The organism is Methanocrinis sp., assembly GCF_049974945.1.
Lineage (GTDB): Archaea > Halobacteriota > Methanosarcinia > Methanotrichales > Methanotrichaceae > Methanocrinis.
The window spans coordinates 1-18,361 of the sequence record NZ_JBNGCU010000035.1; the positions used below are offsets into that span (position 1 = coordinate 1).

Below are 18,361 nucleotides of genomic sequence, written 5' to 3' on the forward strand. Positions count from 1 at the left end.
TACTGGAGCTTGATCCCCTTCTGTTCGCCCCGGCCCGTCACCTCGGAGACGGTCATGCCCACAAAGCCCTTCTCCTCCAGGGCCTTCTTGACCTGGTCCAGCCTCTCGGGCCTGATTATGGCCTCAACTTTCATCATCTCAAATCACCTGCCCGCCGCCATTAGGCGTAAGCTTTCTCTCCGTGCTGGGATATGTCCAGGCCCACGTACTCCTCGTCCTCAGTGACCCGCAGGCCCATCGTCGCGTCGACGATTTTTGCGAGGGCATAGGTCGCGACGAAGGCGTAGACGACGGCGGCCACCGCGCCGATCACCTGGGCTACGAACTGGTCGACGTTCCCCTGGAGGAGGCCCGAGTACCCGCCGACCGCCTCGACCGCGAAGATCCCCGTGGCTACGGCGCCCCAGAGGCCCCCGACGCCGTGGACCGCCCAGGCGTCCAGGCTCTCATCCAGCCCCTTCCCGACTCTGAAGAGGAGGGCCTTGTAGCAGAGGACAGCTGCGACGGCGCCGATGGCCAGGGCCGAGAGGGGGTCGACGAACCCCGCCGCTGGGGTTATGGCCACAAGCCCCGCGATCCCGCCGCTCACCATCCCCAGAGCGCTCGGCTTGCCCTTGACCCAGGAGGCGAAGAGCCAGGCGAGAGCTCCAGCGGCCGCAGAGGTGTTCGTCACCACGAAGGCGTTCGCAGCAAGCCCATCGGCCGCCAAGGCCGATCCCGCGTTGAACCCGAACCACCCGAACCAGAGGAGAGCCGCGCCGAGCATGGTCATGGGTATGTTGTGGGGCTCCATGTCGTGATTGCCAAACCCGATCCTCTTGCCGATGACCAGGGCCAGGGCCAGGGCTCCGAAGCCCGAGCTTATGTGGACGACGGTCCCCCCGGCGAAGTCGAGGGCTCCGAGCTGGCCTGCCCAGCCTCCGCCCCAGGCCCAGTGGGCGAGGGGGTCGTAGACAAGGGTCGTCCAGAGGAGGCCGAAGACTACGAAAGAGCCGATCCTCACCCTCTCGGCCACGGCAGAGGTTATGATGGCGAGGGTGATCCCCGCGAAGACCAGCTGGAAGGCCATGAAGAGGAGGCCCGGTATCGTTCCATCCCCGGTGTCCATTCCGATGCCCCTCAGACCCAGGAAGTCTAGACCTCCTATGAACCCCGCTACGTCCGTCCCGAAGGAGAGGCTGTAGCCGACCAGCACCCACTGAACGCTGACCAGGGCCAGGGCCAGGAAGGATAGGCCGATCATGGAGACCACGTCCTTCTTTCGGACGAGGCCTCCGTAGAAGAGCCCGACGCCCGGTATCATCAGCATGACCATGGCCGTCGAGACCAGGATCCAGGCCGTATCGCCACTGTCTAAAACCATAATTCACCACCAATTGACTTTGCAAATTCGCTTCTCTTAATTGATCACCAATGCGTCCGACTTAACCGACGGAGCAGAATATGCCCCGGGGATTTATAAAGAGATTTGATAAAGTTTCATAGGGGTTATGAAAAGAGCTTAATCGCTCTTCACCCACTCCTGTACCCCTCTGTACCCCCTCTTCCTGGCGAGCTTTTTCATCTCCCTCATCACCCCCGACCCGTACTGCATCGCCTTCTTCTCGCGATAGGCGACCTCGTTCGGCATCTTCCGAGCCGCCACCTCTCGGAGCGGCCTCTTTCGGATGCCGTCCTTAATCTTCTCCTCGGGAGGTATCGCCATGGCCGCCCTCACCACCCTCACGTCCAGGTAGGGAAGCGAAAAATAAGCGCCGAAGAGGCCGGCCACGGCCTGGTCCCGCGCCGCCTGGACTGCAAGGCCCCGGAAGTCCCGCTCCAGATCCGAGCAGAGGGTCTCAGTCTCGAGGTAGCGGGCGTAGCCTCCGAAGAGCTCGTCCGCCCCCTGGCCCGCCAGGATCCTCTCATATCCCTGATCCCCCCCCCACTCCGCCACGAAGTAGAGGGTGGCGGCGATGGAGGCGTCGACGGCGTTGGTCCTGGGGATGACCGCCAAGACCCCTGTCAGGGCCTCCTCGATCCTTCGGGGATCGATGATCACCATCTCCAGGGATAGGTCAAGAACCTCGGCCGCCGTCTTCGCCCTCTTCAGGTCGGAGGACCCCTCGACACCCACGACGACGCATTTCCTTCTGGCCAGGGCCGCCACGAGGGCAGAGTCGACGCCGCCGGAGAGGGCGACGGCGACCCCCTCCTGCCCCCTCCGAAGATGGACGGCGGTCTCGATCGCCAGTTCAAGGTCCTCGGCGGGCGGCTGGGGATCAACGGCCCCGACCACCTCGCCATCGCAGATTATAGATCCCGCCGGACAATCGCCCGGGATTACGCCGAAGCGGTCCCTGGCAGCGCAGCCGTCCCAGGAAAGGGAGAACTCACCTCCGAAGCTGGAGATGCTACCGGGGTTCTCTTTGAGGATCTCCTCAACCTCGATTTCTGAGAGTCGCCTTCCATCAACCTCGACCCAACCCTTCAGCATCATGCCGGTGGCCATGAGGACCCGCCTTTCTCCCTCAGCTGGTTATAATGTTGTTCTCTCGGGATAGACCTTATGGATCCTCCTCGACCTCCATATCGAAAGAGGATCTTTTCGGGGTTTCGATCTGGTTTTTCCACGTCGATCAGATCGGTTGCCCAACGTTCTTCATCCCCATCGTTGAGGCTATCCGGGACACTTTGACACCGGTCTATCCAATAGCGAGCCAGCCGGCTTCGCCTTAGAGGCGCCCCCTCAACGACCGCATTCTCGGCATCGCCAGATCAGGGCCGTCGTCCCCCACTCCAGAGGCTCGATCCTCTCTATCTTGATCCTCAGATCTCCTCCCTCAAGCCAATCCTGATGTGCTTCGTCTCCATGTAATCGTATAAGGCAGACCGTGACCGCTCTCGCGAGAGGCCGCTCTCCTTCCACCCGCCGAAGGGGGCCTGGGGGACGATGGGGTTGTTCAAATTGATCCCCACGCTTCCCGCCTCCAGCCGTTCTGCGAACCTCAGCGCCGTGGTCATGTCCTCGGTGAAGACGTAGGCCGCCAGACCGTAGCGGGAGTCGTTGGCGAGCTTCAGGGCCTCCTGATTTGTAGAGAATCTCATCATAGGAGCCACCGGACCGAAAGTCTCCTCCCTCATCATCCTCATGGAATGATCCATCTTGTCCAGGATCGTGGGCAGGAAGAAGAAGCCCCGGCTATACTTTTCACCCTCCGGCTCCAGGCCGCCGTATAGGATCTCTGCGCCCTTTTTGGTGGCGTCAGAGATGTGATCCTTCGTCTTCTGCCTCTGGGCCTCACTGAACATGGGGCCCAGGTCCACCTCCGGATCGAGGCCATCTCCGATCCTGAGCGTCCCGGTCTTCTTTACCAGCTCGTCGGCGAACTCCTCGGCGACTGCATCGTGGACGTAGATCCTGTTGACGCTGATGCAGATCTGCCCCATGTTGGAGAAGGCCCTGTACATGCAGGCCTCTGCCGCCTCCCCGATCCTCGCGTCCTCGCATACTAGGAAGGGCGAGGAGCCCCCCAGTTCGAGAGAGAGCCGCTTGACGAATCGGGCAGCCTTCTCTCCGATCTCCTTTCCCGTAGCCGTCTCCCCGGTGAAGGAGACCTTCCGGGAGATGGGGCTTTCGACCAGCTCTCTTCCCACCTCCCTGCCGGAGCCGTGGACGAGGTTGAGAACGCCTGGGGGGAACCCGGCCTCGGCGACGGCTTCAGCGAAAGCGTTTGCCGCGAGGGGCGCTCTGCTCGAGGGCTTGGCGACGACGGTACAGCCGGCGGCGAGAGCCGGGGCCAGCTTCCAGGCCAGGAGGTCCACAGGATAGTTCCAGGGGGAGATGACGGCGGCAACCCCCAGTGGCTGCCTTATGACGAGACTCCTCGCCTTTCTGCTCGAAGAGGGGACGATCTCGCCGAAGTTCCTCTTCCCCTCCTCGGCGTAGTAGTCGAGAGCCTCTGCCGAGCCCACGATCTCCCTTCTCGCGTACCTCAGGGGCTTGCCCTGCTCCATCGTCAACAGGCGGGCGATCTCCTCTGCCCTCTCCCGGACCAAGTCCGCGCCCCGGGAGAGGAGTTTTCCCCTCTCCCAGGGACTGGTTTCTGCCCATCCGGGAAAGGCTCTCTCTGCGGCTTCGAGGGCCAAGGTCGCATCCTCGCGCCCCCCCAGGGAGACCTCGGCCACAGGCTCCTGATTGACGGGGTTATAGATTACGGCCGTCTTCCCGCTCAACGATTCTGCGGCCTGCCCATCGATCAACATCTTAAAACATGTCATCAGATCCCACCTCAAAGGTCTCAATTTTGATACCCATCGATTTAGACGTTCCCGAAAGTGGAAGTGCTAACTTCAATGGGTTCAAGTTGGCGCTTGTGAAAACCTTCTTAAACCTTCTGACCCCAAACAAAGGCCTGGAGGTCCTCTGCTTGGAGGGGCTTGCCAAAACCGCCTTTCGTCCGTTGTTAATCCCTGGAGAGTCAACGGCGAGAGGGATCTCAGGAGATGGCCATCTATGACCATGGACGACAATGCGATAGACCTTGCGCTGAGAGACCGAGCTTAAAGGATCGATTTGACGGGGATTTGATGAGAGAGGTACTGCTGGAGCTTAGGGAAGGTAAGTCGCACTTGTATTTTCCCGATAAATGTATCGGGTGTGCGACCTGCGTTGCCACCTGCCCCAAGGGGGAGCTTGTTATAGGCTCGGTGGGCGCCGTGGCCAGAGGGCTGATAGACAAGGACTTCATCGAGAAGAGGTGCCAGGCCTGCGTCTTCTGCGGGATCTGTGCCAAGGCCTGCCCCACGGGGGCCCTGGCCGTCAGAAAGGAGGAGAAAGAGGGGGCGGAGGATGAGGGCGGCGAATCTTATCTCTCCAGAGCGATTCCCCCCACCATCGTCGACGACAAATGCGTCCACTGCGGCCTCTGCGCCGACGTCTGCCCCCAGGGCTGCATCACCGTCGAGGACCGGAGGCTGGCCGAGGACGGAAGCCTCAGAGTCGAGGGGAAGACGGTCATCGACCAGGAGGCTTGTGTCCACTGCGGCTGGTGCGAGGCGGTCTGCCCCACAGACGCCATCACCGTCAGTAAACCCTTCTCTGGCACCTTCTTCCGGGACGAGAACGTCTGCATGGCCTGCAGGACCTGCGTCGACACCTGCCCCTGCAACGCCCTCTTCAACCGAGACTGGGGTCCCGGCGAGATCGTGGAAAAGGTTACCCACAGAGCTGATGCCTGCATCTTCTGCGGAGCCTGCTCCGTCGCCTGTCCCGTGGGGGCGATCACCGTGGAGAAGACGGCGATCCTCCCGGAGATGAAGAAGAAGGGGCTGGAGAAGAGGATCCTGGGGAAGACCGCCAGGCCCGCCCGGACCTCGGTCTTGAAGACCGACCGGGACGCCTGCCTGGGTTGCGGAAACTGCGTCATCGTCTGTCCGGTGAACGCCCTCTCCGACCCGTATCTCGCGGCGGGCCACCTCAACGAGCTGGACAACAAGCCCCTTCTGGAGGTGGAGAACGGGGCTATCGTGGTGGTCGACCAGGATGTCTGCGGCTCCTGCGCCACCTGCAGCCTGATCTGCCCGACGGAGGCGATATGGCTTGAGAGAAGGGAGGTTATCTGATGTCGACGATGGTCATCAAGAACGGCTCCGTCTTCGACCCCCTTAACGGGATCGACGGCGAGGTGATGGACGTCTTCATAAAGGACGGCAAAGTTGTAAAAGACCTCTCCGGTGCAGATCGAAAGAGGGTCGAGGTGATCGACGCACGGGGAAAGACGGTGATGCCTGGTGGCGTCGACTCACATGCCCACGTCGCCGGAGCGAAGGTGAATGCCGGAAGGCTGATGCGCCCCGAGGACCACATCGGCTCTGTGCAGCCGAGGACAAAGATCGCTCACTCCGGCTCGGGCTACACCGTTCCCAGCGTCTACAAGCAGGGGTACGACTACTCGACGATGGGCTACACCACCGTCTTTGAGGCGGCGATGCCCCCCCTGGAGGCCCGGCATACCCACGAGGAGATGAGGTCGACCCCCATGCTGGACATGGGGGCCTACCTGGTCCTGGGAAACAACTGGTTTTTGATGCGCTACCTCCACCAGGGCGAGATGGAGAAGGCCACAGCCTACGTCGCCTGGATGATGAAGACCCACAAGGCCTACGGGATCAAGTGCGTCAACCCCGCCGGGGTGGAGAACTGGGGCTGGGGCAAGAACGTCACCTCCCTGGACCAGCCGAACATCCACTTCGAGGTGACGGCGAGGGAGGTGATCTCCGGCCTCGCCGAGGTGAACGAGAGGCTGGGGATGCCCATCTCGCTCCACCTGCACGCAAACAACCTCGGCCACCCGGGAAACGCGGAGATCACCAAAGATTCTCTGGCCGTCCCCTCAGGCATAGGCCCGGATCAGAAGATGGGGGTCGAGTGGGCCGAGACGAAGATGGACCCGCATAGGAGCCAGAGCGTCTACCTCGCCCACGCCCAGTTCAACGCCTTCGGCGGTTCGGGCTGGAGGGACTTCGAGTCCGGAGCCGATGGGCTCGCCAAGTACGTCAACAAGGCAGACCACGTGGTCATCGACAACGGAGCCGTGCCCTTCGGCCCCGCCACCTGCATGACCGGCGACGGCCCCTCGATCCACGACCTCTACGTCCTGGCCGGGATGGGGGGCCAGAAGTGGTCGAACACCGACGTCGAGCTGGAGTGCGGCTCGGGGGTGATACCCTTCACCTACCTCAAGGGAAGCCCCATCAGCGCCGTCCAGTGGGCGATCGGCCTGGAGATGCTCCTTCTGGTGGACGACCCCTGGAAGACGATCATGACCACAGACCACCCCAACGGCGGGGTCTTCACTCAATATCCGCGGGTGATAGCGTGGCTGATGTCGAAGCGGGCCAGGGATGCGACCGCCGCCGAGTGCCACAAGTGGGGTTACGATAGATCCAGCCTCGGAGGGGTGGAGAGGGAGATGAGCCTCTTTGAGATCGCCATCTTAACCCGGGCCAACGCCGCCAGAACGATCGGGATGGCTCACCGGAAGGGCCACCTGGGGGCCGGGGCCGACGGAGACGTCGCCGTCTACGACATAGATCCCGAGAAGTTCGACCCCCACCAGGTCGAGAAGGTGGTCAGGGCCTTCGGAAGGGCGGAGTACACCATAAAGGACGGTATGGTCGTCGCCCGAGAGGGCGAGGTCGTCGCCGTCCCCGAAGCCAGGAGGTACTACTGCGAGCCCGAGGTCGACGAAGGGCTGACGAGAGATATGATGGCCGACGTAAAGGAGTGGTTCAAGTACTACACCGTCGGCTTTGCGAACTATCCGGTGCCGGACAAGTACCTCCGAAACCCCGAGCCGATCGTCATCAACGGGCCCGCCGAGGCCCGGGAGGGGAGGTGATGGGCGTGATCCAAAAAGTGAAGCTCACCCCCAAGGGGGAGATAGATATCATGGTCGAGGCGGAGCTGATATCCCCCGACCCCTTCGCCGGAAAGCCGGAGGCAGAGCTCTGCGAGATCGCGGTCTGGCAGGGGCCCAGAGAGGCGAAGCTAGCCGAGTTCTTCGAGGTCGAAGCTTGGGATGAGGAGACGACGGGTGATGAAGATGGTGCCGTCGAGATCCTGATCGACGGTGACGTCTCAAGGATAAAGAGGATCGGCCAGAGGATGACAAAAGGGAGGATCGAGATTATGGGCTCCGCCGGGATGCACCTGGGCTCTGAGATGGCCGGAGGCGAGATCCAGGTGAGAGGGGACGCCGGCCCCTGGGCCGGGATGAACATGAGGGGAGGACGCCTGGAGGTCGATGGAGACGCCGGAGACCACGCCGGATCCGCCTACAGGGGGAGCTGGCGGGGGATGAGTGGCGGGAAGATCCTGATCCACGGCAACGCCCGAAGCCAGATCGGAGGAGGCATGAGCGGAGGTGAGATCCTGGTCGAGGGATCGGTGGAGAACTTCTGCGGCATTCGGCAGAACGGCGGCCTGATTTTAGTGGGAAAAGACGCCGTCCGGGGGGTCGGGGCGGAGATGACGGGCGGCTCGATCGCAGTTTTGGGAAAGATCCAAAATTTCACCCCCGGCTTCGTCGCCTCTGGCACCGAGCGGGACCCGGTCATCGGCGATTTTAAGATCGAGGGCGAGTTCGCCAAGTTCCTCGGAGATTACGCCATAAGCAAGAGCCCGAAGGGTGTCCTCTTCGTCCAGGAGGCGGTGATATGAGCCTGGTGGTCAAGCTGAACACCGGCAGCACCATCGATGAGGGGAGGCTCGCCAAGGGGGGAGATAAGCTCACCGAGGACTACAAGATGGAGTGTGCCGTCTGCACCATAAGCCCGGAGGACTTCGAGGCCCTGGGGCGTCCTGAGAAGGTGAGGGTGACGGCGACGGACGGAGCTCGCCGGGTGTCGGTCCTCGCCCGGGAGGATGGGTCGGTCCCCCCGGGGCAGATCTTCATGCCGCGGGCGATCTGGGCCAACGTCGTCGTCGACCCGGAGACCTTCTCCACCGGCTCGCCCCTCTACAAGGGCGCGCAGGTCACCATTGAGCCCTCCCAGGATGAGGTATTGAGCGCAGAGGAGATCACAAAGAAGATGCTGAGGAGGAGGGGTTGAAAGTGGTCAGTAAAAACGTCATCTGTCCCGTCTGTGGGGCCTCCTGCGACGACGTCCAGGTCGAGCTGGACGGAGACCGGCTGACGGTGAAGAACGCCTGCAAGATGGGAAACGCCAAGTTCCAGGAGCTGGTGAGCGCCCACAGGATTCGCGAGCCCCTGATGACCATGGACGGCGAAGAGAGGGCCGTCTCCTGGGATGAGGCGATCGAGAGGTCGGCCCAGATCCTGGCCGGATCGAAGCGGCCTCTCCTCTTTATGGGGAGCGAGACCAGCTGCGAGGCGATGGAGGTGGGCCTCCACCTGGGCGAGTTCCTCGGGGCCGTCGTCGACTCCAACTCCACCGTCTGCCACGGCCCCACGGCCATGGGGATCCAGGAGGCGGGAAGGGTCGGGGCCACGGCCGGCAGCAGCAAGATCAGGGGAGATCTCGCCGTCTACTGGGGGTCAAACCCCCTGGAGTCGATGCCCCGCCACATGTCCCGGTACGCCATATATCCCCGAGGCCACTGGACCCGCAGGGGAAGGTTCGACCGGACGGTGATCACCGTCGATCCTCGGAGGTCACCGACGGCCGAAGACTCCGACCTTTTCGTTCAGCTGAAGCCAAACTCCGACTACGAGCTTCTATCGGCCCTACTCACCCTCCTTCACGGCAGAAGGCCTCACCACTCCGTCGAGGAGGTGACGGGCGTTCCCATCTCCGTCATGGAGGAGATGCTGGAGATGATGAAGGGCTGCAAATTCGGTACGATCTACGTCGGACTGGGGATCGCCTCCTCCTACGGAAAGCAGAGGAACGCGGAGCTCGCCTTCAACCTGGTCAAGGAGCTGAACGGCACCACCAAGTTCGTCATCGGAGCCCTGCGGGGCCACTGCAACGTCGCCGGGTTCAACCAGATGGCCTCCTACCTCTACGGCTACCCCTTCGGCCTCGACTTCGCCCGGGGCTACCCCCGGTACAACCCCGGCGAGTACACGGCCGTCGACCTCCTGCGGGAAAAGGACGTGGACGCGGCCCTGGTCGTCTCCGCCGACCTCGTCTCTCACTTTCCGGCATCTTGCGCGGAGTACCTGGCTGAGATCCCCACCGTCTGCATCGACATCGCCCCCTGTCCCACCACCCTGGTCTCGGAGGTGGTCCTCCCCGGGGTGATCGACGCCATGGAGTGCGACGGGACCTTCTACCGGCTCGACGACGTCCCCATCTACTTCAGGCCCTTCACATCCTCTCCCTTCGCCTTCACCGAGAGCAACGAGGACACCCTGAGACAGATCTTCGATCGGGTTAAAGAGCTGAGGTGAGGGGGCGGTGATCAGATGACCGGAAGAATGGTGGCTTCAATCTGTCCATACTGTGCCGTTGGCTGCGGCTATTACATCAAGGTCGAGGACGGCGGCGTCGCCTCCTTCTGCGAGGACGTCAGCCGATCCTCGGCGGTGGACAAGGCGGTGGGGGCGGCCCCGGTGACCGGGGTCGATCCGTCGAGGTCTGCCCTGATAAACACCGGCAGGCTCTCCTCGGTGATCGTCTCCAAGGCCGCCAGAGCCGGTTTTCCCGTCCTGGTCAGCAGGGCGGGTCCTCCGAACGCGGGGATCGAGCTCGCCCGAAGCCTCGAGATGACCCTGGCGGCCTTCGCCAGGAGGCCCAGGCCCTACGTCTACTCCGGCGAGGGAAGGATCTCTTAAAGATGGAGACGAGATTGAATATCGGATGTGATTTTGAGGATGAACGGGGAAGAGATCAGAAAACCGGATCTTCTGGAGATGGCAAGGGCGAAGTTCATCGATGAGCTGGACCATTGGTGTGACCAAAGAGGCGTTTCGAGGGACGATCTGGACGACCGGGTGGTGGCGACCCGACCCCTCAGCTCCTTTGAGGCGATCGGCTCCCCCGAGAGGGACGACTTCCCCCTCCTGAGGGGAAAAGAGGTTCTGATGGAGGCGAACTACCGGGGGTCCCTGGGCCAAGCCTTCACCTCCGCCGCCGGCGTCTTCAGCGGAACCCTGGAGGAGGTGCTGGAGCTATCCCTGGAAGACGCCTTCGATCGGGCCGTCCTCGTCTCCACCATCAACGCCGTCCTTCGAAACCTGGGGCTCGTCGAGGGGACGGTCCACTGCAGGGATTCCGGTCCTGAAGACTGCGCCACAGATCTGGGACGATGGCTGAGGGAGGAGGAGGCAGACCGCGCCGGCCTCGTCGGGATGCAGCCCGCACTCCTCTCTTCTCTGGTCGAGATCCTGGGCTCCGAGAACGTCATGGTCTCAGACCTGGCCTGCGCCGGAGAGGTCCGTCTCGGGGTCCGAGTCCTGGACGGGATGGCCCCCGAACTCCTCTTCGAGAGGTCCCCCCTCGTTCTGATCACGGGGACGACCCTGGTCAACGGAACGGTCGACGCCCTTCTGGAGACGGCGGATGGATACGGTTGCCGGGCCGTCTTCTACGGGACTACCATAGCCGGGGCGGCGCGCCTTCTCGGCCTTGAAAGATGGTGCAGCTGCTCGAAGTGATCTTCCACTCCGAGCGATAAGGTAAAATTCTAGCTCTCAAAATTCCTCGTCGAGGCGAACTGATTTGATCGAAGATAGGTCCATCCTGGTGACGGGCGGCGCGGGCTTCATCGGAAGCCACCTTGTCGACCGGCTCGTGGAGTCGAACAGGGTCGCGGTCCTGGACAACTTCAGCTCCGGAAAGAGGGAGTTTCTCGAGGATCACCTAACGGATCCGAACTTCAGTCTGATCGAGGCGGACCTCCTTGACCAGAAGGCGGTCGAGGCCGCCCTGGAGGATAAAGACCTCGTCTTCCACCTGGCCGCCAACCCCGACGTCAGGATCGGGGCCGAGGACACCCGAACCCACCTGGACCAGAACATCGTCGCCACCTACAACCTCCTCGAGTCGATGAGGAAGAAGAGGGTCGCCGAGATCGCCTTCACCTCCACCTCCACCGTCTACGGCGAGGCGGAGGTGGTCCCCACCCCCGAGGATTACGGACCGCTCCTACCGATATCCCTCTACGGGGCCTCCAAGCTCGCCTGCGAGGCGCTGATCTCGGCCTTCTGCAGCACCTTCGATATGGGTGCCTGGATATTTCGGTTCGCCAACATCGTCGGCGAGAGGGGAACCCACGGGGTCATCGTCGACTTCATAAAGAAGCTGGAGAAAGATCCGAAAAATCTCGAGATCCTGGGCTCGGGAAGGCAGAGGAAGTCGTATCTTCTGGTCGATGACTGCGTCGACGCCATGATCTTCTCTCTCGCCCATTCCCAAGACCGGGTCAACGTCTTCAACATCGGCTCCGCCGACTCAGTGGACGTGACCGAGATCGCGGACGTGGTGGTCGAGAAGATGGGCCTGGAGGAGGTCAGGTACGGGTACACCGGCGGGATCGAGGGCCGCGGCTGGAGGGGAGACGTCAAGACGATGCTCCTCTCCATCGAGGCGATAGAGGAGCTCGGCTGGACGCCCCGTTTCAACTCGAGACAGTCGATCGAGGCCGCCACAGAGGCGCTTTTGGACCGGCGTTGAAGTCCGGCATTTGTGGTTCCTGCCCACCTTAGGATGCTGTTCATCGTAGTGGACAGCCCGAAGGTCATCAACATCTGAAAGTTTATATTGTTCTAGCGCGTCCCGTATCAGGTTTCGGATGGTATCCTTACTGCGAGGGATCAAGAGATTGAATATCGACTCTATCCCTTCGTATGAGACGTGGTGGTGTCTCAAGATCTGGCACATCTCAGAGATGACACCAAGAATCTGACCTATGAGATCGTCCCAGAAGCTGGGGCCTCATCAATAATAGGGTATGGGGCAGTCTTTTGGCGGGGAGAGCGACGCCCGAGCCTAACCATCGGCGGAAGTGTCTCGTCGTGCCGTAGGGAAAAGCCTCATAAACCAGGGGGATGATAACGTATAATCGTTATAGTATCTGGAGGTGATATGAATGATCGGAGAGGTCCTGGTCGCCATCTCGGCCTTTGGCCTGGCGTGCTGGCTCTACCTAATCCGCTACGTCAATGTCGAAAACTGACGCCGCCGCCGCAAGCCTAGAATGCCTTCGACCATGCAGCTTTTCTGAGCCTCTGAGAGCCCTTCTGCCGCCTTCTAAAAATCCCGCCGCCCATCTTTATCCAGGACCACATTCTTCGCATGAGGCCGAACCCTCCGTCAGCCATGCTTGATCTCGGCCTCGTGCCACCTTTTTTACATACGCCCGTCGGAATTGAGCAATCCGGCTTTACAGGCAGGGGAGCCAGTCGATGGTGCTGGTGGTGCTCTCGTTCTTGGAGAGCTTGATGTACTTCTCTATCGAGAAGACCCCGGTGACGTCCTCGACGCTTCTTCCCACCTCGAAGTGCCTCCCCTTGCTGTCGGGGTTGGGGTCTTTGGAGAGCCAGCCGATGTGGCCCACCCCTATCACGTTGGCGTTGAAGCTGGCCTCGATGCCGCTGTTGTTCACCTCGTTGAGATAGCTGTCGCCCGCCGTTTTTATCTCGGTGTTCTTCATCAGGCTCTCGGCGTGGGTGTACTGCTCTGTGACCACGGCTCCCGCATCGTAGTTTGCGACGCAGAGCCGATCCTGCCACTTCTTATCGTAGGTGCCGGTCTGGTAGCTGACCGGGAAGTACTCGAAGTTGGCCTCCTGGGTGTAGTTGATGGTATTGTGGTTGACGCTGAGCTCGAACTCGGTGCGGTCATAGAAGTTGCCGCTTCCCGAGATCCTCTCCACGATCTTCTGGCCGCTGTAGCCCTGGGCGGTCTGGCCTACCAGCTCGTGGCTCCGGTAGCCCACCCCCTGGATCACCGACCGCTCGAAGACGTAATTGGCAGCCGTCCCTGATCCCGCCAAAATCAGCACCAGGACCAGGGCAACGCAGCATAGCCGATTCAAGGTGAACCTCCCCGATGACCCGGTGACGGCCTTCTCGTTTAAAAATGTGTCGAGATATTTTCGATCCAATAAATAAATTAATCGAGTTGAAGTAGGTCGCTTTTTGGCGGGTGGCGGAAGATCAGAGGTCCGGAAGCGATATCAAGAGATCGACCAGCTCTTCGATCAGATCGTCGCCGAAGGGCGGTGACGCGTCCACCATCCTGACCGGATTTTTGACCTCGATCCCGCCGAGGACGATCTTGGGAAGGCCGCTCCTCTTGAACCCCTCGACGATGGCGTACTCCACCCCACCATTTCGGAGCTCCTCCAGGGCCTCCTCCAGGCTGCCTCCCCTGGCCACCTTGAAATAGACGCCCTCCTGGCCGACGCCCACCACCGCCTCCGCCCCGGCGTCGAAGTGGCGTCTGGTATCGCCCCGATCCTCGACCGGGTGGCCGGGCATGTTCTTCACCGTCCCCACCCTGCCGCGTCCCTTCAGAGATCGGACCAGAGCCTCCACCAGGGCGGTCTTGCCCGACTTCTTGGGTCCCACAACCGATATTATCTTCAAAATATCGCCTCCGTGAATTCTCTCCGCTGCGGGTGGTTCAGGCCGTCATCAGGGACGCAAGGAACCGGGCGTAGATCGAGAGGTCCTCCAGGGTCACGTTCTCGTCGGGGCCGTGGGGGTTGGAGTCGGTCTGGCGGCCGACGCCGTAGACGCAGGAGGGGATCCCGGTCACTTCCACCACGTAGGCCTGGTCCAGGCTGTACTGGGCGCCGGCGAGCCGGGGCCTCTTTCCCGAGGCCTTCTCAAGAGCTCGCGAGACCTCTGCGACCCAGGGGTGGTCGGGGTCGATCCTCATCGGCGGGTAGCCCATCCAGGCCCGCCATTCGAGGTCGACGGGAAGGGCGGCCACGGCCCTCTCCATCTCGGAGGCCGCCTCCTCCATCCTCTCCTCGGCTATCACTCTCCGGTCGCCCCTGACCACGCACCTGTCGGGGACGATATTCTCCTTGACGCCGCCGTGGATTACGGTGACGTTGAGCATCGGCCTCACCTGATCCAGGCCGAAGGGCTGAAGCTCCGAAGAGGCCCGCAAGGTGGACCTCCTCGCCTCGACCCTCTTCTTCAGCTCCAGGAGGGCCTCTATCACTGGGATGGCCTTCTCGATGGCGTTCTCTCCGAGGAAGCTTGCGCCGGAGTGGACCGACCTTCCCCGGACCGTCGCCTGCCAGGTGATTATGCCGTTGCAGCCGATGATGACGTCGTCGGAGAAGCTGTCCATGCAGAGCATCTGGTCTCCCTGGACCAGCCCCGCGTCGGTGAAGTAGCAGAGGCCCGAGTACCCCCCCACCTCCTCGTCGGTGGTGAGGAGGATCTCCAGGTTATACTGGTGCCTCCCACAGGCTCTGACCGCCCCGAGGGCGGAGACGAGGGCCGCCACCGCTCCCTTGGAGTCGGCGACCCCCCGGCCGTAGACCCTCCCCTCCCTGATATCCAGGTCGAAGGGGTCAGAGGACCACCCGTCACCGGCGGGGACGACGTCGAGATGGGTGTAGATCACCAGGGTTTCTTCGGCCCCGGCGTCCAGCCGGGCCCGAAGGTTCACCCGGTCTCCCACCAGGCCCGCCACCCCGCACCTCTGATCGAAGATCTCCTGAGGCATCACCACCTTCTCGGTCTCAAACCCCAGGTCTTCGAAGATGGGGATCAGGTGGTCGACGATCTGGTGGTAGTTCTTGCCGGGAGGGGCGACGGTCTCAAAACGTACCAGGTCCCTCAGCGCCTCCAGCATCTCGGGCGTCTTCGAATCCAGATATCGATAAAGCTCCATATATCTCAGCATATTTATTCTGACCCGGGCCCTATTAAAGGCTTCTCTGACCTCGACCTCGCGGGACGGCCTCGACTCCGGCGGAACTCTCTTCAGGATATCGAGGCACTTAGCCTCGAGCCTCGGAAATAAGACCTCTTCAAGATGTTTCGCCCTTCCCGGCCCGTACCTCCTCTTCCTCAGGTTCTCGATCTGGGAGTCCAGGATCCCACCCTCCCGGATGATCACGTCCAGTCTCGCGGCGCCGAACTCGACCTTGTGCCGCTCAGGAAGAACGAGGGAGATCTCGATGAAGGTGTCGGTCTCAAATCCCATGCCGCCGTACAGCCGAGATTCCTCCTAGATCGCCCCCGGCGCGGAGACGAGGCTCACGATGCCGATCGTTAAAAGCCCCACCAGGATCATTCTCATGCCAGAGACGATCATCCGCTCGTGGCTGATTTTGGCCAGAAATAGCCCCAGGACGAAGAGGCAGCCGAGGCCCAGGCCGAGGGAGGCGATAAAGGCGGCCTCCATATCGATCCTCGGCACCAATAGGTAGGGGAGGACGAGGATGGCGGCCCCTACGGCGGGGCTGATCCCGTTCACCAGAGCTACGACGATGGTGGCAAACTCCGAGGCCCTGGCAAACTGGCTCTTCTTGAGATCGATCAGCATGGCAGCCTCCAGCTTCTTCAGGTCCCTTCTCCTCTCGGCCCTTTCCGCCAGGTAGGCGCTGCTCATGCCGGAGATTCCGAGGGCTATGCTTCCTCCAGCTCCGGCCTTGATGACGATGTCAGGATCTGAGAGGCCAGAGAAGTGGGCTCCGATGACGACGCCCATGAGGGTGAGGATGCCGTCGAAGGCGTTCATCACGAAGAGCCGTCTTGCTATCCTGTAGGCCTGGCTGACCCGAAGGTAAGTTCGAAACCTCTCCCAGCTCGTATCCATGGCATACGACCATCTGAACTCCTTCGGCTTAATCTTTGGCGATCAGAGACCTTCCGGTCATGGCTGCGGGGATCGGAAGGGCCAAGAGGTCCAAGACCGTAGGGGCGACGTCGGCGAGAATTCCGTCGTCGCGGAGCCTCGCTTTTTCGCCATCCATTATCAGAACGAAGGGGACGGGGTTGGTGGTGTGGGCCGTGTGGTGCTGGCCGGTACCAGAATCTTCCATCTTCTCGGCGTTTCCGTGGTCTGCCGTCAGCAGGACGGCTCCACCATGGGCCAGGACCTCCGAGACGACCCTTCCGACGCACTCGTCGACCGCCTCCACGGCCTTAACCGCCGCTTCGAAGATCCCGGTGTGGCCGACCATGTCCGCGTTGGCGTAGTTGAGGACTACGAGGTCGTAGAGATCCTCTCTGACCTTCTCGACGACGGCATCTGTCACCTCGAAGGCGCTCATCTCCGGCTTTAGGTCATAGGTGGCGACTTTTGGCGAGGGTATCAGGACCCTATCCTCTCCGGGGCTCGCCTCCTCTTCTCCCCCGTTGAAGAAGAAGGTGACGTGGGCGTACTTCTCCGTCTCGGCGATCCGGAGCTGTCTCATTCCGGCCCTGCTCACCACCTCGCCGAGGGTATCTTTGAGGTACTCGGCGGGGAAGGCGACGGGGGCTTCGATCGACGCCTCGTACTGGGTCATGCAGACGAAGTGGAGGTCGATCTTCTCCCGGTCGAACTCGCAGAAGTCTGGGTCTGTAAAGGCCTTGGTGATCTGGCGGGCTCGGTCGGGCCGGAAGTTGAAGAAGATCAGGCTATCGCCGTCTTCGACCAGGCCCTGGGGATCGACCACCGTGGGCTTGAGAAACTCGTCGTCCTCGCCCCGGTCGTATCCGGCCCTCACCGCCTCCTCCGGACCTTCGGCGAAGAATCCCTCGCCGGAGGTCATGGCCCGGTAGGCGAGCTGTGTCCTCTCCCACCTTCTGTCCCGGTCCATGGAGTAGTACCTGCCGGCGACGGTGGAGACCTTTCCAACGCCGATCGACCTGATCTCCTCCGCAAGCTCCCGGAAGTAGCCCAGAGCGCTTCTCGGAGGCACGTCCCTACCGTCCAGGATGGCGTGGATGCGGACCCACTCCAGACCCCTCTCCTTCGCGAGCCTGAGGAGGGCATAGAGATGGCTGTTGTGGCTGTGGACGCCGCCGTCGGAGAGGAGGCCCATCAGGTGGAGGGTGGCATCTCCCTCCTTCGTCCGGTCTATGGCCTCGATCAGAACCGGGTTCTCGTAGAATGAGCCGTCCTTGATAGCGAGGTTGATCCTGGTGTAGTCCTGGTAGACCACCCTCCCCGCGCCCAAGTTGAGGTGGCCCACCTCGGAGTTTCCCATCTGGCCTTGCGGCAGGCCGACGTCCAGACCCGCGGCGCCCAGGGTGGTGAAGGGGCGAGATCTCTTGAGGCAGTCTATGTAGGGGGTTCTGGCGGAGGCGATGGCGTTCCCCTCGATCTCGCCGCTCTCACCGAACCCGTCCATGATAATGAGCATGACAGGCTTCATCGCCCTGAGGGTAGCCTCAGATCAAGATAACCCTTTGGTCGATCCTTCAGATCTTGAAGCCGTGATCTCCGATGAGGGGGACGAAGACGACGCCTCCGTGATGCTCCAGCTCGAAGCCCTCTTCGGTCTTGACGACCAGGACCAGCTCCTGGTAGCAGGTCCCCACCGGGATCACCAGCTTTCCTCCCACTTTGAGCTGTTCTTTGAGGGGCTCGGGCAGCTTCGGCGCCGTCGCCGCGACGTTGATCCGGTCGTAGGGGGCGTGTTCGGGAAGGCCAAAGCTTCCGTCACCCTCGGCGACGGTCACGTTCTCGATCCCCGCCTCTCGAAAGTTCTTCCTGGCGAAGACCACCAGCTCGGGGATCCGCTCGATGGAGTAGATGTGCCCCTCGGGCCCCACCAGCTCCGCCATCACTGCGGCGTGGTACCCGGAACCGGTTCCCACATCAAGAACCTTCATACCCTCCTGAAGGTCGAGGATCTCACACATGATCGCCACCATGTGGGGGGCGGATATCGTCTGGCCCTCGCCGATGGGAAGGGGATGGTCCTCGTAGGCCATGTGGCGTATGCCGTCGG

Annotated in this window: 18 protein-coding genes; 8 read left to right on the plus strand and 10 right to left on the minus strand. The window is 61.9% G+C overall.

Annotation, left to right across the window (positions count from 1 at the left end; genetic code table 11):
• The 4 genes from ACP5EL_RS05030 to ACP5EL_RS05045 all read right to left on the minus strand — a co-directional run.
• Positions 1-137, minus strand: a 137-nt coding sequence (locus ACP5EL_RS05030) for a P-II family nitrogen regulator (RefSeq protein WP_428401403.1), incomplete at its 3' end; no start/stop codon positions are given.
• A 23-nt stretch (positions 138-160) separates the two neighbouring features.
• Complete coding sequence (locus ACP5EL_RS05035) at positions 161-1,363, minus strand: ammonium transporter (protein WP_428401387.1); 1,203 nt, start codon at positions 1,361-1,363, stop codon at positions 161-163.
• Between the two features lie 138 nt (positions 1,364-1,501).
• Positions 1,502-2,491 carry an asparagine synthase-related protein gene (locus ACP5EL_RS05040; RefSeq protein WP_428401388.1) on the minus strand — a complete coding sequence of 330 codons (990 nt, stop codon included), beginning with the start codon at positions 2,489-2,491 and terminating at the stop codon, positions 1,502-1,504.
• A gap of 317 nt (positions 2,492-2,808) precedes the next feature.
• Entirely contained in the window at positions 2,809-4,260 is a 1,452-nt protein-coding gene (locus ACP5EL_RS05045) for an aldehyde dehydrogenase family protein (protein ID WP_428401389.1), read from the minus strand.
• Between the two features lie 309 nt (positions 4,261-4,569).
• Here ACP5EL_RS05045 and ACP5EL_RS05050 point away from each other — a divergent pair, with 309 nt between their 5' ends.
• The 8 genes from ACP5EL_RS05050 to ACP5EL_RS05085 all read left to right on the plus strand — a co-directional run bounded on the left by ACP5EL_RS05050 (position 4,570) and on the right by ACP5EL_RS05085 (position 12,123).
• The gene (locus ACP5EL_RS05050) at positions 4,570-5,604 is read left to right on the plus strand and encodes a 4Fe-4S binding protein (protein ID WP_428401390.1); all 1,035 of its coding nucleotides are present in this window, start codon (positions 4,570-4,572) and stop codon (positions 5,602-5,604) included.
• The gene (locus ACP5EL_RS05055; RefSeq protein ID WP_428401391.1) at positions 5,604-7,382 is read left to right on the plus strand and encodes a formylmethanofuran dehydrogenase subunit A; all 1,779 of its coding nucleotides are present in this window, start codon (positions 5,604-5,606) and stop codon (positions 7,380-7,382) included. Before ACP5EL_RS05050 ends, ACP5EL_RS05055 begins: the two co-directional genes overlap by 1 nt.
• Positions 7,382-8,203 carry a formylmethanofuran dehydrogenase subunit C gene (locus ACP5EL_RS05060; RefSeq protein WP_428401392.1) on the plus strand — a complete coding sequence of 274 codons (822 nt, stop codon included), beginning with the start codon at positions 7,382-7,384 and terminating at the stop codon, positions 8,201-8,203. The genes ACP5EL_RS05055 and ACP5EL_RS05060 overlap by 1 nt, the downstream gene beginning before the upstream one ends.
• Positions 8,200-8,595: a molybdopterin dinucleotide binding domain-containing protein gene (locus ACP5EL_RS05065; protein WP_428401393.1), complete on the plus strand. Its 396-nt coding sequence runs from the start codon at positions 8,200-8,202 to the stop codon at positions 8,593-8,595. The genes ACP5EL_RS05060 and ACP5EL_RS05065 overlap by 4 nt, the downstream gene beginning before the upstream one ends.
• A gap of 2 nt (positions 8,596-8,597) precedes the next feature.
• On the plus strand, positions 8,598-9,899 hold the full coding sequence (locus ACP5EL_RS05070) for a formylmethanofuran dehydrogenase subunit B (RefSeq protein ID WP_428401405.1): 1,302 nt from the start codon (positions 8,598-8,600) through the stop codon (positions 9,897-9,899).
• A gap of 15 nt (positions 9,900-9,914) precedes the next feature.
• Positions 9,915-10,283 (plus strand): formate dehydrogenase accessory sulfurtransferase FdhD, encoded by a 369-nt coding sequence (locus ACP5EL_RS05075; RefSeq protein ID WP_428401394.1) that lies wholly within the window; start codon positions 9,915-9,917, stop codon positions 10,281-10,283.
• A gap of 39 nt (positions 10,284-10,322) precedes the next feature.
• Positions 10,323-11,105 carry a Rossmann-like domain-containing protein gene (locus tag ACP5EL_RS05080; RefSeq protein WP_428401395.1) on the plus strand — a complete coding sequence of 261 codons (783 nt, stop codon included), beginning with the start codon at positions 10,323-10,325 and terminating at the stop codon, positions 11,103-11,105.
• Positions 11,106-11,169: 64 nt separating this feature from the next.
• A complete protein-coding gene (locus tag ACP5EL_RS05085; RefSeq protein WP_428401396.1) occupies positions 11,170-12,123 on the plus strand; it encodes an NAD-dependent epimerase/dehydratase family protein in 954 nt (317 codons plus the stop codon).
• Between the two features lie 709 nt (positions 12,124-12,832).
• On the opposite strand, the gene ACP5EL_RS05090 is transcribed toward ACP5EL_RS05085, so the two are convergent.
• The 6 genes from ACP5EL_RS05090 to ACP5EL_RS05115 all read right to left on the minus strand — a co-directional run.
• The gene (locus ACP5EL_RS05090) at positions 12,833-13,486 is read right to left on the minus strand and encodes a hypothetical protein (RefSeq protein WP_428401397.1); all 654 of its coding nucleotides are present in this window, start codon (positions 13,484-13,486) and stop codon (positions 12,833-12,835) included.
• Between the two features lie 121 nt (positions 13,487-13,607).
• Positions 13,608-14,039, minus strand: a complete 432-nt coding sequence (mobB, locus tag ACP5EL_RS05095; RefSeq protein WP_428401398.1) for a molybdopterin-guanine dinucleotide biosynthesis protein B — start codon at positions 14,037-14,039, stop codon at positions 13,608-13,610.
• A 37-nt stretch (positions 14,040-14,076) separates the two neighbouring features.
• On the minus strand, positions 14,077-15,621 hold the full coding sequence (locus tag ACP5EL_RS05100) for a M20 family metallopeptidase (RefSeq protein ID WP_428401399.1): 1,545 nt from the start codon (positions 15,619-15,621) through the stop codon (positions 14,077-14,079).
• A gap of 24 nt (positions 15,622-15,645) precedes the next feature.
• Positions 15,646-16,236 carry a VIT1/CCC1 transporter family protein gene (locus tag ACP5EL_RS05105; protein WP_428401400.1) on the minus strand — a complete coding sequence of 197 codons (591 nt, stop codon included), beginning with the start codon at positions 16,234-16,236 and terminating at the stop codon, positions 15,646-15,648.
• 28 nt (positions 16,237-16,264) lie between these two features.
• Positions 16,265-17,782, minus strand: a complete 1,518-nt coding sequence (gpmI, locus tag ACP5EL_RS05110) for a 2,3-bisphosphoglycerate-independent phosphoglycerate mutase (protein ID WP_428401401.1) — start codon at positions 17,780-17,782, stop codon at positions 16,265-16,267.
• 46 nt (positions 17,783-17,828) lie between these two features.
• Positions 17,829-18,361: protein-L-isoaspartate(D-aspartate) O-methyltransferase (locus tag ACP5EL_RS05115; protein WP_428401402.1), on the minus strand; the 533-nt coding region annotated here is incomplete at its 5' end.